The organism is Brachybacterium sp. GU-2 (assembly GCF_030866705.2).
Classification (GTDB): Bacteria; Actinomycetota; Actinomycetes; order Actinomycetales; family Dermabacteraceae; genus Brachybacterium; species Brachybacterium conglomeratum.
On record NZ_CP133037.2, the window covers coordinates 2,680,136 to 2,693,054 of the forward strand.

The 12,919-nt window shown below is 71.3% G+C and carries 13 protein-coding genes; 7 read left to right on the forward strand and 6 right to left on the reverse strand.

The window, feature by feature from the left end:
* Nucleotides 1-248: 248 nt before the first annotated feature.
* On the forward strand, nt 249-1,745 hold the full coding sequence (locus RBL05_RS12155; protein WP_318603660.1) for a sodium:solute symporter: 1,497 nt from the start codon (nt 249-251) through the stop codon (nt 1,743-1,745).
* A gap of 32 nt (nt 1,746-1,777) precedes the next feature.
* Here RBL05_RS12155 and RBL05_RS12160 read toward each other — a convergent pair whose 3' ends face one another.
* Both RBL05_RS12160 and RBL05_RS12165 read right to left on the reverse strand, forming a co-directional pair.
* Nucleotides 1,778-2,554: an OBAP family protein gene (locus tag RBL05_RS12160; RefSeq protein WP_308739243.1), complete on the reverse strand. Its 777-nt coding sequence runs from the start codon at nt 2,552-2,554 to the stop codon at nt 1,778-1,780.
* 14 nt (nt 2,555-2,568) lie between these two features.
* Nucleotides 2,569-2,760 (reverse strand): hypothetical protein, encoded by a 192-nt coding sequence (locus tag RBL05_RS12165; RefSeq protein ID WP_308739242.1) that lies wholly within the window; start codon nt 2,758-2,760, stop codon nt 2,569-2,571.
* A 494-nt stretch (nt 2,761-3,254) separates the two neighbouring features.
* Here RBL05_RS12165 and RBL05_RS12170 point away from each other — a divergent pair, with 494 nt between their 5' ends.
* Nucleotides 3,255-3,971: a TetR/AcrR family transcriptional regulator gene (locus RBL05_RS12170; RefSeq protein ID WP_308739241.1), complete on the forward strand. Its 717-nt coding sequence runs from the start codon at nt 3,255-3,257 to the stop codon at nt 3,969-3,971.
* A gap of 42 nt (nt 3,972-4,013) precedes the next feature.
* Here RBL05_RS12170 and RBL05_RS12175 read toward each other — a convergent pair whose 3' ends face one another.
* The 3 genes from RBL05_RS12175 to RBL05_RS12185 all read right to left on the reverse strand — a co-directional run bounded on the left by RBL05_RS12175 (nt 4,014) and on the right by RBL05_RS12185 (nt 5,610).
* Entirely contained in the window at nt 4,014-4,391 is a 378-nt protein-coding gene (locus RBL05_RS12175; protein ID WP_308739240.1) for a hypothetical protein, read from the reverse strand.
* 88 nt (nt 4,392-4,479) lie between these two features.
* Nucleotides 4,480-4,626, reverse strand: a complete 147-nt coding sequence (locus RBL05_RS12180) for a hypothetical protein (protein WP_308739239.1) — start codon at nt 4,624-4,626, stop codon at nt 4,480-4,482.
* 252 nt (nt 4,627-4,878) lie between these two features.
* On the reverse strand, nt 4,879-5,610 hold the full coding sequence (locus RBL05_RS12185) for a GAF and ANTAR domain-containing protein (RefSeq protein WP_308739238.1): 732 nt from the start codon (nt 5,608-5,610) through the stop codon (nt 4,879-4,881).
* Nucleotides 5,611-6,185: 575 nt separating this feature from the next.
* Between RBL05_RS12185 and RBL05_RS12190 the strand changes: the two genes are divergently transcribed.
* Nucleotides 6,186-7,736: an alkaline phosphatase D family protein gene (locus tag RBL05_RS12190; RefSeq protein ID WP_308739237.1), complete on the forward strand. Its 1,551-nt coding sequence runs from the start codon at nt 6,186-6,188 to the stop codon at nt 7,734-7,736.
* 21 nt (nt 7,737-7,757) lie between these two features.
* A complete protein-coding gene (locus tag RBL05_RS12195; protein WP_263311339.1) occupies nt 7,758-8,603 on the forward strand; it encodes a polysaccharide lyase family protein in 846 nt (281 codons plus the stop codon).
* A 58-nt stretch (nt 8,604-8,661) separates the two neighbouring features.
* Here RBL05_RS12195 and RBL05_RS12200 read toward each other — a convergent pair whose 3' ends face one another.
* Entirely contained in the window at nt 8,662-9,381 is a 720-nt protein-coding gene (locus tag RBL05_RS12200; RefSeq protein WP_308739236.1) for a hypothetical protein, read from the reverse strand.
* A gap of 209 nt (nt 9,382-9,590) precedes the next feature.
* Between RBL05_RS12200 and rfbA the strand changes: the two genes are divergently transcribed.
* Genes rfbA through RBL05_RS12215 form a run of 3 tightly spaced genes read left to right on the forward strand, consistent with a single transcriptional unit; the run spans nt 9,591 to nt 12,915 of the window.
* The gene (gene rfbA, locus RBL05_RS12205) at nt 9,591-10,478 is read left to right on the forward strand and encodes a glucose-1-phosphate thymidylyltransferase RfbA (RefSeq protein WP_308739235.1); all 888 of its coding nucleotides are present in this window, start codon (nt 9,591-9,593) and stop codon (nt 10,476-10,478) included.
* Nucleotides 10,478-11,491: a dTDP-glucose 4,6-dehydratase gene (gene rfbB / locus RBL05_RS12210; protein WP_263311342.1), complete on the forward strand. Its 1,014-nt coding sequence runs from the start codon at nt 10,478-10,480 to the stop codon at nt 11,489-11,491. Before rfbA ends, rfbB begins: the two co-directional genes overlap by 1 nt.
* Nucleotides 11,488-12,915 carry a bifunctional dTDP-4-dehydrorhamnose 3,5-epimerase family protein/NAD(P)-dependent oxidoreductase gene (locus RBL05_RS12215; RefSeq protein WP_263311343.1) on the forward strand — a complete coding sequence of 476 codons (1,428 nt, stop codon included), beginning with the start codon at nt 11,488-11,490 and terminating at the stop codon, nt 12,913-12,915. The genes rfbB and RBL05_RS12215 overlap by 4 nt, the downstream gene beginning before the upstream one ends.
* Nucleotides 12,916-12,919: the final 4 nt, after the last annotated feature.

A 12,919-nucleotide genomic window follows, 5' to 3' on the forward strand; every position in this document is an offset into this window, starting at 1 on the left:
GATGTCGAGGACGGCGAGCTCAGGAGGGCAGGGGTGCCCCGCCGCGTGAGACCGGGTGCCCGTCGGACAGGAGCCGGGCGCTCGGCCGTCGGGGGCCGCGGACCCGGCATCGTCCCGGGCTTGCCCCGTCGGCCCGGGTGTGAACCAATAGACGGCCGTGCCCCGCGTCGTTCGCGCCGACGGATCGTCCGCCGACCGCCCGACACCACGGGGCCGCCGTCGACAGCGGACCTCGAAGGAGAGCGGACATGCAGACGATCGACCTGCTGGTGATCGCGGCCTATCTGGCCGCCACCGCCTGGCTCGGCCTGAAGCTCAGCGGGAAGCAGACCGGGCTCAAGGACTACTTCCTGGGCGGGCGAGATCTGCCGTGGTGGGCGGTGTGCCTGTCCGTCGTCGCCACCGAGACCAGCGCCCTGACCGTCATCGGGATCCCGGTGATGAGCTACCTGGGCAACCTCTCGTACCTGCAGCTCGGGCTCGGCTACATCCTGGGCAGGGTGGTGGTCGCCTTCTTCATGCTGCCGCGCTACTACGACGGCGAGATGGTCACCGCCTACGCCTACCTCGGCAAGCGGTTCGGGACGAGCACCCAGACCACCGCGGGGGTCACCTTCCTGATCACCCGTCTGATGGCCGACGGGATCCGGGTGATCGCCGCGGCGATCCCCCTGAAGGTGATCCTCGACGGGCTGGGAGTGGACCTCTCCTACTTCGCGATCACGGTGATCCTCTCCGTGGTCACGATCCTCTACACCTTCATCGGCGGTATCACGGCCGTGGTGTGGGTGGACGTGGTGCAGATGCTGCTCTACGTGGTCGGCGGCCTGATCGCGATCATCATCGTGGTCTCGTCGATCGGCGCCGGCTGGCTGGGCGCGGCGGCCGAGGCCGGCAAGACCCAGGTCCTCGTGTGGTCCGGCAGCCCGCTCAGCGGCGATGACACCTTCCTGGTCTCCGTGCTCGGCGGCGCGGTGTTCGCGATGGCCTCCCACGGCTCCGACCAGCTGGTCGTCCAGCGCCTGCTCGCCTGCCGCTCGAAGGCCGAGGCGCAGAAGGCGATCATCGTCTCCGGCGTGATCGTCTCCGTGCAGTTCGGGATCTTCCTGCTGGTGGGGCTCGCACTGTGGGGCTGGTACGGCGCCACCGCCCCGGCGGAGCTGGGCCTGACCCGCGACGACGAGATCTTCCCCCTGTTCATCGTCGAGGAGATGCCCACGGGGCTGTCCGGGCTGCTGCTCGCGGGGATCCTCGCCGCCGCGATGTCGACCCTCTCCTCCTCGCTGTCCGCGCTGAGCTCCTCGACCGTCACCGACGTGGTCGCGAAGCTGCGTCGCACCCCGCTCAGCGACGCAGAGGGCCTGCGGATCGGCCGCTGGGCCACGATCTGCTGGGGCCTGGCCTTCATCGCCCCGGCCACGATCTTCCGCTCCGACGAGGGCAGCATCGTGGTGCTCGCCCTCGGCGTCGCCGGCATCACCTACGGCGGGCTGCTGGGCGCCTTCGTGCTCGGGATCGTGAACGGGCGGGCCCGGTCGGCCGACGCGAACATCGCCTTCGTGCTCGCCGTCGCGGTCAATGCGTTCTTCTTCGTGATGGAGAAATACGTGATCGGCGAGGTGTGGGTCGCCTGGCAGTGGTACCCGCTGCTGGGCGTGCTCGTCACCCTCGCCGTCGGCGGCGCGCTGTCGCTGCGGCACCGGGGCGCGCAGTCGCCGGAGACGGCGGGCAGCCTCCGGTCGTGAGGGGCATCGGCGTCGCGGGGATCGCGCCGGCGTCAGCCGTCCCGATCGGGCCGGGGAGCCGGTGACGCGTCCGGTGCCTCGTCACGACCGTGCCCGGGCGCGGCCTCCCGCACCCCGGGGATCGGGGTCGTGCCGGAGAACTCGGACGCGAGGGCGTCGACGCCGCGTTGAGGATGCGCTCGGTCGAGCAGCTGCTGCCGCCGCTCCCGGGTCGCGTCGGGGTCCAGGCCCAGGACCCGGGCGCGATCGGAGGCGAGGTCGGGGTCGCTCTCTCCGTCGCGGTTGAACGACCACATCAGCATCGGGTCGCCCAGGGGGAGCGGATGCCCGCCTCTCTTGTCATGCCGTCCCGTGTGCCAAGTGTGCCAGGTCTTCCCGTACGAGTTCACCAGCTCGGCCATCAGCTGCTGCTCCGCGAACGCCGGCAGACCCGGAGCGATCAGCTGGCCGGAGAGGATCTCGTAGTTGTGCGGGTGCCAGTACCCGCACTCCTCCTCGGGGAGGGTGTCGAACAGTGACTCCGAGACGATGTACTCGATGCCGATCAGATTCGCCTCGGAGGTGTTGCCGTCGAAGAGGACGCACTGGATGAGGTCGTCGTCGACGACCTTGCAGTAGTGATGGGCCTCCATCTGCATGTCCGGCGAGTCCTTCGCAGGATGGAAGCCGACGAGGTAGGCGTCGAACCCGCGCAGCGGCGCGGCGGACTGGAGGGCTCTGGCGCCGAGCTGGAGTGCGGCGAACTTCAGGCCCTTCGCGGTCCCCGGGGGACGCAGCGGTGGGGGCCGTTGCGGGATGCCGATGCCCATGGGCCCTCCTCTCCTCAGTCGTTCGGCTCGCCCTCGGCCTGGGAGGGCCGGCGGGAGCTCGGATCGTCGGGCTCGGTGCCGGACTGGGCGGCGTCGGCTTCCTCAGCGGCGCCGCTCGAGGGCTTCTCCTCGTCCTGCGCCTCGCCCTCCGCCTGGGAGGGGCGGGCCGGGTTCGGGTCGATGTGCTCGTGCTGGTTCTCGGTCATCGTGCTGACTCCTGTCGGTGTCGGGTGGTCGTGTCGGGCAGGGGCGGGGCGTTGTGGACGCGCGAGATCCGGTCCAGGCCCAGCAGCATCGCCCCCGAGCGGTGCCCGCTGGTCCTCAGCGCGTCGACGTCGGGGTGAGGCTGAGGGGGGACGGTAGGGAACCGGTCGGCCCGACCTCCGCCGGGTCTCTCGGAGTCGTGCGCTGTCTCGCACGCTACGCATGCACTCGGTCGCTGAGAAGGACACGGACCGATCGGATCGTGGCCGGGTCGGACGTGCGCAGGAAGGACCGGCGTGGACGGCGAGTGTGCGCAACCGATCATCGGCCCCGGGAGTCGCGAGCGTCCGTGCAGGTGATCGCGGAGAACGGGCTGCGTCATGGCGGATGTGCAGTAATCTTCAGTCACGGCGTCATGACACCGCTCGCGGTCGGCGCCTGCAGCCAGGTCGTCGGCTGCCGCCTCGGCCCCGCGGGACCACAGATGAGGAGAACGATGTCTGCACAAGGATCCACGGTCGACAGTGCGGAGGCCCCGCCGCCCATCGCGAAAGGGTCGGGCGCCACGACGTCGGCAAGACCGGCAGGGGAGGAACCCCCCGAGATCCGCACCGGTGCTCGAGGACGCCGCGAGGAGATCATCGACGGTGCAGCGGAGATGTTCGCGGACCACGGCTATAACGGCTCCAGCCTGCGCGAGATCTCGAAGCACATCGGTATCTCCCACTCCGGGATGCTGCACCACTTCGACAGCAAGACCGCGCTGCTCGACGGCGTGATCGACCGACTCGAGGAGCACGCCCAGAGCGCCCTGGACCGCGCTCCGGAGCTGCGCGCGAGCCGGCGTGCGCTGCTGCAGGGGCTGGTCGAGCTCTGGCACCCCGCTGCTCTTCCCATTCGTCTGCTCGCCACGCTGGACGCGGAATCCGTCAGCGAGGACCACCCCGGTCGCTTCCGGATGGCGAGGCTTCGGAAGGTGCACGAGCACATCCTGGAGGATTGCTTCACGAGCTTCGCCGAGCAGGGGCTCCTGCGTGCCGGAACGGATGCGGCTTTCGCGGGCCGCGCCCTGTTCGCCCAGGTGCTCAACCTCGCCGTTCGTGAGAAGACCGTGCAGCCGCTGCAGCACCGCTCACATGACGATGCGCCGCTGAAGGACCTCGCCATGCAGGTGGACATCTTCTTCCTCGAGGAGCAGCTCTCGGCCGACTGACGACGGTGTGGTCCTGGGCCGCCCTGCCCTCGACCACGTGACTCAGCGGTCGTCCCGATAGCGGTCGGAGAGGGCGCTCTCGTCGGCGCCGAGAGCATCGAGTGCGGAGCCCAGCCCCGACGGCATCTCGAGGCGCACCACCTGGTTCACCGCACCGAACCGGCCGAGGCGCAGCAGAACGCTGCCCGCCGTCCGATCCACCTCGACAGCGAGGAGCTCGCCGGTGGCGTCCTGACCCACCAGGATCTCTCCCTCGTCGACCGAGTAGGGCTCGCCGGCACGCAGCTCGAGTTCATGCCTGCCGCATATCTCGTACTCGAAGCTCCCGGCGGAGTACCACGTCTGCGGTGGTGCCGTGCATCGACGGACCTCGCATCTGCGCGGGAAGATCTCGGAGTTGTGATGCTTGTGAAGTGTCATGAAGGCTTCCACTCTCCCCGGTCCAGAGGTGCGCGGACGTTCGGGAGGGTAGGCCTGCCTTCCGGCACGGGACGATGGGCGCCTGCGGTCAGCCCTTGTCGCGGTGCGGCAGGCCTCCCTGCTCCTCGAGCCCGAGCGCGCTGCCCATGGCGAAGGAGATCGGTGCGCACTCGCCGACGAACAGGTCCCAGCGGTCGGCCTGTGCGCGGGAGGCCTCGGCCTTCATCGCCGACATCCCCCCTGTGGACGAGGGAGACGCCGATGGAGACGAGGCCGGCGGCGTACATGTGGTTCGCCATCACGCCCACCTCCTCGAGGAGGCGATGTTCGGAATCTCGGTGTGTGCGTCCCACCCTGGCACGCTCGGGTCCCGACCTGAAGAGGCCGGACCGATCGTATGGATATCGAGCGTGCGGTCGACCACCACGTGGTGCCCGGCCCGGAACCGCATGCCGTCCGCGTCCCTCGGGCACCCGCAGGGGCCGTCCTACGCGCGGAAGTGGTTCTCGAGGTAGTCCGGGTCCAGGGAGGAGACGAGGTCGTCCGCGAGCTCGCGGAGCTTGACGTTGCGGTGGTTGGAGGCGTCCTTGAGGATGCGCATCGCCTCGGCGTGGGTGCAGCGGTTCTGGCCCATGATGATCCCCGCCGCGAGGCTGATCACCGTGCGGGAGCTCATCGCGGCGTGCAGGTCGTGCTCGGCCTCGCGATGCGAGGCCAGGCGGATGGCGAGACGCAGGGCGCCCGAGACCCGGTCGACCTCCTGCTGGATGCTCGCGATCACGTCCGCCTCGAAATGGTGGGGCGCGGGGGAGTAGACGTTCAGGCCGGCCCAGGCATCGTCGTCCACCTCGAAAGGGACGCCGAGGATGGAGCGCACGCCCTGTTCCGCGGCCGCGGGGAGATAGTCCGGCCACCGCGTGTCCTCGCGCACGTGACCCACCCTGATCACGGTGTCCTCCCGGATCGCCGTCATGCACGGCCCGTCGGTGAAGCTGTTCTGCAGCTCGTCGAGGGCTTGCGCCTCGAGCCCGGAGGCCGCGGCGGTGCTCGCCTTCCTCTTCCGCAGCAGAGTCACCGCGCACCACGCCGGGGCGTCGCCATCTGAGATCTCCCGAGCGAGCATCGCGGTGAAGTCCTCGAGGAACGCGGAGATGTCGTCGCTGTGCAGGAGGAGATCCTGGAGCTCCTGTCGATCCATCGCGACTACGTCATCGGTCATCTCGGCTCCGTTCCTGCCGTGCGGGTGATCGGCCGTGGCCCGGGACGACCGACGGTCTTGACATCAACGGTACATTCGCGCGAGGCATACCGAGGGTCCGCCGACTCCGAGTGTTCGCAGTCGGTGAGCGGGCCAGGTCTGGGTGGCGCACGAGGTGCTGGATGCGCTCCTGGATCTCGCCGAAGGCGCCGTCCCGCCCGGGGCGGCCCTGCAGGGGGAGCGAGAGGGTGCGCGAGCGGCCTGAGCGGGTTCGGCCGAGTGGTCAGCGCTCGCCGGACGATTCCTCTCTGCGGACAGTTCTCTCGGGGTGACCCGCACCGGATCGTGCACCACCGGCGCGCAGGACGCGCAGCGTCGAGCTGACCGCCGCGTGACGACGTCGCCAGATCCTGACTGTCGGCCTCTTCCACGCCCACTACGGGATCGGCTGAGTCCTCCGGGGCCCTGAGCACGCTGTGTCGGGAATCGGGCGAGGCGTTGCGGGATCGTCCGACCGATGTTCGCCGCGGTTCATCCCGCGTCCATCTGCGACGGAGACGGTGAGGGAGCACCCCTGCCCCCGACCGGGAGTCCCCATGCCCAGCGCGCCCACCGCCGCCCCCGTCAGCCGTCGCCGCCTGCTCCAGCTCAGCGGCGCCTCCGCCGCCATGCTCGCGCTCGGCATCGACGCCCCCTCCGTCGAGGCCGCCCCGCCGCCGGGGACCGAGGGGATGTTCTCCCTCGGCGTCGCCTCCGGCGCCCCGCGACCCGACGGGGCCGTGCTGTGGACGCGTCTGGCTCCCGAGCCGCTGGCCGAGGACGGCCACGGGGGGATGCCGCTGAAGGAGGTGACGGTGCGCTGGGAGGTCGCGACCGACCAGGACTTCCGCGGCATCGTCGCGCATGGCCGGGCGCTGGCCCAGCCCGGCCTCGCCCACTCCGTGCACCCGCGCGTCGAGGGGCTCGAGCCCGGCACCGAGCACTTCTACCGCTTCCGGGTGGGGCGCGAGCTCAGCCCCGTCGGCCGCTTCCGCACCCTGCCCGGTGCGGGCGAGACCCCGGAGTCGTTCTCCTTCGGGCTCGTCTCCTGCCAGGCCTGGTACCACGGCCACTTCACCGCCCACCGCCACCTCGCGGCGGAGGAGGACCTCGACCTGGTCGTCTTCGTCGGCGACTACATCTACGAGTACGGCATCACGGAGACGAACCTGTGGCGCCAGGGCGCCGAGGTGGGCGAGGCGCACCGCGTCGAGATCGAGACCCTCGAGCAGTACCGCCTGCGCTACGCCTTGTTCAAGTCCGATCCGCACCTGCAGGCCGTGCACGCCCGTGCCGCGGCGGTCGCCGTCTGGGACGACCACGAGGTGCAGAACAACTACACCGGCCCCCTCTCCGACACCGGCATCGGCGAGGAGGACTTCGCCCACCGGATCGCGGTCGCCTATCGCGCGTTCTACGAGAACATGCCGCTGGACGTCGCCGCGCTGCCCGAGGGCCCGGACACCGACATCACCGCCGGCTTCGACGTCGGCACGCTCGCCCGCCTCTCCCTGCTGGACTCCCGCCAGTTCCGCGACGCGGAGCCGGCCGACGCCGCCGAGCAGCAGCGCGAGGACCGCACCATCCTCGGCACCGCGCAGGAGGAGTGGGTCGGGGAGCGGCTCGCGAGCTCCGAGGCGACCTGGAACCTGCTCGCCAACGGCGTGGTGCTGGTGCCGATCAACGAGAAGAGCACCGACATGTGGGACGGCTATCCGGCGGCGCGCCGGCGCCTGCTCGCCCAGATGGCCGAGGCGCAGAACCCGGTGATGCTCACCGGCGACATCCACAAGCACGTCGCCGCCGAGATCCCCGCCGACCCCGACGACCCGGGCGAGGAGCGCCTCGGCGTGGAGCTGGTGTGCACCTCGGTCGCCTCCGACGGCGACGGCGCCGAGGACGCGGGCAGCCCCGAGACCTGGACCCGGCACGACCACGTGAAGCTCTACGACGGCCGACGCGGCTACGTCCACGTGCGCCTCACCCCCGAGGAGATGGTCTCCAGCTTCCACGTCGTCGACTGGATCGAGGCCGACGACACCGCCCCGAAGCAGCTCACCGCCCGCTTCACCACCCCCGCGGGCGAGCCCCGCCTGATCCCGGCCTGAGCCGGACGAAGGAGCACCGCCATGAGCCCGCGCCCCGCCGTCGTCACCGGCCTCGCCGCCGAGCCCGCCCTCGTCGCGATCTCCCTTTCCTGGGACTCGCTCGGCTTCGACCCGCTGATCGACCACTACCGCATCTACGGCCTGCCCGGCGGGACGGCCCCCGACACGGCCGATGAGTCCGCGCTGCTGGCCAAGACCGTCTACCCCCGCTTCCGGCACACCGGCCTCGACGTCGCCGGCGAGACCTGGACCTACGCGGTCCTCGCCGTCACCGACGCGGGGGAGCGGGGCGAGCCCTCCGCCCCGGTCACCGCCGCCTCCGAGCCCTCGGTCACCGCGACCGGGACCCCGGTCGCGACCATCGGGGACTTCGACGGCCGCACCCTCGAGCACCTCCTCGCCCCCGCCTCCTACGCGCAGATCCCCAAGCGGTTCCCCGATGCGCTGATCGAGTACGTGGACGGGACCGACGCACCCGGCGAGGCCTGGCCCTACCTCCTGCCCGGCCCAGGAGACGCCTGGGCCGGGAGCAAGGCCTACCGCGCCCGCTGGACCGTCACGCTCGAGAGCGCACCGAGCGAGGACCACGACCTGGCCCTCTGGCTCGTGGACACCACCCGCCTCGGCGGCCTGCTGCGCATCGCGGCGAACGGCGAGCACGTCACCGAGCTCGAGCTGCCGGTCGGCGCGACCCGCGGCTCCCGCGAGGGCGACGCGACCGTGCCCGGCACGCCGCTGCGCCGCGCCCTGCTCGAGCTGCCCGTCCCGGCCGCCGCGCTGCAGGAGGGGCAGAACGTCATCGAGCTCGAGCTCGCCGAGGGCGGCTGGGTCGCCTGGGACGCGCTGGGGCTGTTCGCGCGGGGATGAGATCGGGCGGGGCGGGGCGTCGTCCGCGGCGGCTCCGCTGCCGAGCGCCCGGCCCCGCTCACCGCAGCATGATCAGCTGGCGCAGCCACGGCACGTGCCCGCCCAGCAGGGCGACCGCGCCGTCGGCCAGCACGGCGAGGCCGGCCAGGACGAGCACGGTCGCCAGCACTGTCTGCAGCATCCGGCGGCGCGGGGAGAAGATCTCGAGCAGCCGCGCCACGACCTGCTCGTGGCGGCCGACGGCGGCGGCGACGACCACCGTCACCAGCGGCAGCTGGTAGACGAGGTTCCACACCACCAGCAGCGCGATCCGCAGCGTGAGGTGCTGCTCCTGGGACGCCATCCCGACGGCGATCGTGAACGCCGGATCGGCCAGCGCGGTCCCGGCGAAGGCCACCCCGCCGAGGACCAGCGGGACGGTGGCCAGACGCGCCGGAGCGGCCCTCTCCTCGAGCGCGCCGTGCGGTCCGGGCGGCTGCGAGGCGGCGCGGAACTGGTGCACGCCGAACCCGATCAGCGCGAGGCCCACGACCGCCTCGACCGCGCCGATCGCGCCGTTCGACTCCAGCACGGGATGCAGCCAGCGTCCCAGCAGGGTCAGCAGCGGGTGCAGCACCAGCGTCGCCGCGACCACGACCGCGCCGTACCCCGCGGCGAAGGCCAGCAGGTGCCGCATCGTGCCGCCGCGCAGCAGCATCCCCATCGCGAGCACGCCGCCGAGCACGTCCATCGTCACCACGGCGAGGCCGAGGAAGGCGAGGAGGCCGGCTAAGGTCATGGAGGCCAGCGTATGAGGTGCCGGGGACCGGAACGACCGGACGACCTGCACGGACCGGGGTGGGGGAAGCCCCGGGCGATGCACCGGCGGGGCGCCCCCACGACGTCCTCGAAGGCGTCGGCGCCCGCCTGCCGCGGCCGCCCTGCCGTGTCGGCCACATCCCGCGGAACGGACGAAGGATTCCGCCTCTTGCCTGCCATCATGAGCACATGCGCGGAATCATCCTCGCGGGCGGCACGGGCTCCCGGCTGCACCCGCTCACGCTCGGCGTCTCCAAGCAGCTGATGCCCGTCTACGACAAGCCGATGATCTACTACCCGCTGAGCACCCTGATGCTCGCGGGGATCCGGGAGATCCTGATCATCACCACCCCCGAGGACCAGGCCACCTTCCACCGCGTCCTCGGCGACGGGTCCCGCTTCGGGGTCGAGCTCGAGTACACCGTCCAGCCCTCCCCGGACGGCCTCGCGCAGGCGTTCGTGCTGGGGGAGGAGTTCCTGGACGGGCAGCGCTGCGCGCTGATCCTCGGCGACAACCTCTTCTACGGCCAGGGCATGGGCACCCAGCTGCGCCGCTACGCGGAGGTCGACGGCGCCGCGGTGTTCGGCTACTGGGTCAGCGACCCGCGCTCCTACGGCGTGGTGGAGATGGGCGAGGACGGCCGTGCGCTCTCGCTCGAGGAGAAGCCCGCCGCGCCCCGCTCGAACCTCGCCGTGCCGGGCCTGTACTTCTACGACCACACCGTCGTCGAGCGGGCGAAGGCGCTGCGGCCCTCGGACCGCGGCGAGCTGGAGATCACCGACCTGAACCGCGGCTACCTCGAGGACGGCCAGCTGCAGGTCGAGGTGCTCACCCGCGGCACCGCCTGGCTCGACACCGGCACCTTCGACGACCTCGCCGCGGCCGGCGAGTTCATCGCCACCGTCCAGAAGCGGCAGGGCCTGTCCATCGGCTCCCCCGAGGAGGTCGCCTGGCGGATGGGCCACCTCTCCGACGAGGAGCTGCGCGAGCGGGCGGAGCCGCTGGTGAAGTCCGGCTACGGCCGCTACCTGCTCGACGTCCTCGATCGCGAACGCGTCCTCGGAGGTTCCCGCTGATGTCCCCCCACCTGCTCGTCACCGGCGGCGCCGGCTTCATCGGCTCCAACTTCGTCCACCACGTCCTCGCGCATACCGACGCGCGCGTGACCGTGCTGGACAAGCTCACCTACGCCGGCTCCGCGGCCTCCATCGCCGGGCTCCCCGAGGATCGGGTGCGCCTGGTCCAGGGCGACATCGCCGATGCCACGCTCGTGGACGAGCTGGCCTCTGGTCTCACCGGCGAGGGTGACGCGATCGTGCACTACGCCGCCGAGTCTCACAACGACAACTCGCTCGACGACCCGAGCCCGTTCCTGCAGACGAACCTCATCGGCACGTACACACTGCTCGAGGCCGCGCGGAAGCACGGCACGCGCCTGCACCACATCTCGACTGACGAGGTCTACGGCGACCTCGAGCTCGATGATCCCGAACGGTTCACGGAGAGCACCCCGTACAACCCCTCGAGCCCGTACTCCTCGACGAAGGCCGGCAGCGACCTGCTGGTCCGCGCCTGGGTGCGCTCCTTCGGGGTGCGAGCGACGATCTCGAACTGCTCCAACAACTACGGCCCCCGCCAGCACGTGGAGAAGTTCATCCCCCGCCAGATCACAAACCTGATCGACGGGATCCGCCCCCGCCTCTACGGCAAGGGCGAGAACGTGCGCGACTGGATCCACGCCGACGACCACTCCTCCGCGGTCCTGACGATCCTGGAGAAGGGCCGCATCGGGGAGACCTACTTGATCGGCGCCGACGGGGAGAGGAACAACCTCGAGGTCGTGCAGATGCTGCTGCAGCTGATGGCGCGGGAGGCCGATGACTTCGACCACGTCACCGACCGTCCCGGCCACGACCTGCGCTACGCGATCGACTCCACCAAGCTGCGCGAGGAGCTCGGCTGGGCGCCTGCGTACCGCGACTTCGCCGCCGGCCTCGCCGCGACCGTCGACTGGTACCGGGAGAACGAGGACTGGTGGCGCCCGCAGAAGGCCGCGACCGAGGCGAAGTACGCGCAGGTGGGCCAGTGACCGCGCTGCCCGTCGTCCACGAGACCCCGATCCCCGGCCTCCTGGTGGTGGACCTGCCCGTCCACGGGGATGCGCGAGGCTGGTTCAAGGAGAACTGGCAGCGCGAGAAGATGCTCGCCGCCGGGCTGCCGGACTTCGGCCCCGTCCAGAACAACATCTCCTTCAACCAGGCCCCCGGCGTCACCCGCGGCATCCACGCCGAGCCCTGGGACAAGTACATCTCCGTCGCCACCGGGCGCGTCTTCGGCGCCTGGGTGGACCTGCGCGAGGGCGACTCCTTCGGCGCCGTGTACTGGCACGAGATCACCCCCGAGGTAGCGATCTTCGTGCCGCGCGGAGTGGGTAACGCCTTCCAGACCCTCGAGGCGCCCTCGGCCTACACCTACCTGGTCAACGACCACTGGTCCGCGGCCGCGCAGTCGCAGTACACCTTCCTGAACCTCGGCGACGAGACCGCCGCGATCCCCTGGCCGATCCCGCTCGCGGAGGCCGAGCTCTCCGAGAAGGACCTCGCCCATCCGCGCCTGGCGGACGTCGTCCCGGTCCCGCCGCGCCGCACCCTCGTCGTCGGCGCGAACGGGCAGCTGGGCCGCGCGCTCGCCGCGCGCTGGCACGGGCGGGCCGACGTGGACCTCGTCGGCCGCGACCGGCTCGACATCGCGTCGGAGGAATCTGTCGCGGGGTTCGACTTCACCCCGTACGGCACGATCGTCAACGCCGCCGCGCACACCGCCGTCGACGCCGCCGAAACCCCGGAAGGCCGGGCCGAGGCCTGGGCCGTGAACGTCGACGGCGTCGCCCGGCTCGTCGAGGCCGCCCGCGCGCAGCGCGCGACGCTCGTGCTCGTCTCGAGCGACTACGTCTTCGACGGCACCGCGGAGGTCCATGACGAGGCGGAGCCGCTGACCCCGCTCGGCGTCTACGGGCAGACCAAGGCCGCCGGCGACCGGCTGGTGGCGACCCTGCCGGGGCACTTCGTGCTGCGCACCAGCTGGGTGGTGGGGGAGGGGAAGAACTTCATCGCGACCATGGCGAGCCTCGCCGAGCGCGGCATCGACCCGAGCGTGGTCGACGACCAGGTCGGCCGCCTCACGTTCACGACCGACCTCGCCGCCGCGATCGAGCATCTGCTCACGGTGCGGCCCGAGCCCGGGGTGTACAACCTCAGCGCCGGCGGGGAGCCGACGAGCTGGGCCGGGATCGCGCGCCAGGTCTATGCGCTGACCGGCCACGACCCGCAGCGCGTCACCCCGGTGCCGACGGCCGAGTACTACGCCGCCCAGGGGCGCGCCGAGGGCGACGGCACCATCGCGCCGCGCCCCCGCAGCTCGGTGCTGGACCTCGCGAAGATCGAGGCGACGGGCTTCGTCGTGAGGGACCAGGCCGAGGCGCTCGCCGCATACCTGGGAGTCATCGGCCGCTGAGCTG

What these genes read in the sequence shown, in the direction of transcription:
- RBL05_RS12155 (WP_318603660.1), top strand. Translation starts at nt 249, where the DNA reads ATGCAGACGATCGACCTGCTGGTGATCGCGGCCTATCTGGCCGCCACC.
- RBL05_RS12170 (WP_308739241.1), top strand. Translation starts at nt 3,255, where the DNA reads ATGTCTGCACAAGGATCCACGGTCGACAGTGCGGAGGCCCCGCCGCCC.
- rfbA (WP_308739235.1), top strand. Translation starts at nt 9,591, where the DNA reads ATGCGCGGAATCATCCTCGCGGGCGGCACGGGCTCCCGGCTGCACCCG.
- RBL05_RS12160 (WP_308739243.1), bottom strand. Translation starts at nt 2,554, where the DNA reads ATGGGCATCGGCATCCCGCAACGGCCCCCACCGCTGCGTCCCCCGGGG.
- RBL05_RS12165 (WP_308739242.1), bottom strand. Translation starts at nt 2,760, where the DNA reads ATGACCGAGAACCAGCACGAGCACATCGACCCGAACCCGGCCCGCCCC.
- rfbB (WP_263311342.1), top strand. Translation starts at nt 10,478, where the DNA reads ATGTCCCCCCACCTGCTCGTCACCGGCGGCGCCGGCTTCATCGGCTCC.
- RBL05_RS12195 (WP_263311339.1), top strand. Translation starts at nt 7,758, where the DNA reads ATGAGCCCGCGCCCCGCCGTCGTCACCGGCCTCGCCGCCGAGCCCGCC.
- RBL05_RS12175 (WP_308739240.1), bottom strand. Translation starts at nt 4,391, where the DNA reads ATGACACTTCACAAGCATCACAACTCCGAGATCTTCCCGCGCAGATGC.
- RBL05_RS12185 (WP_308739238.1), bottom strand. Translation starts at nt 5,610, where the DNA reads ATGACCGATGACGTAGTCGCGATGGATCGACAGGAGCTCCAGGATCTC.
- RBL05_RS12200 (WP_308739236.1), bottom strand. Translation starts at nt 9,381, where the DNA reads ATGACCTTAGCCGGCCTCCTCGCCTTCCTCGGCCTCGCCGTGGTGACG.
- RBL05_RS12180 (WP_308739239.1), bottom strand. Translation starts at nt 4,626, where the DNA reads ATGTCGGCGATGAAGGCCGAGGCCTCCCGCGCACAGGCCGACCGCTGG.
- RBL05_RS12190 (WP_308739237.1), top strand. Translation starts at nt 6,186, where the DNA reads ATGCCCAGCGCGCCCACCGCCGCCCCCGTCAGCCGTCGCCGCCTGCTC.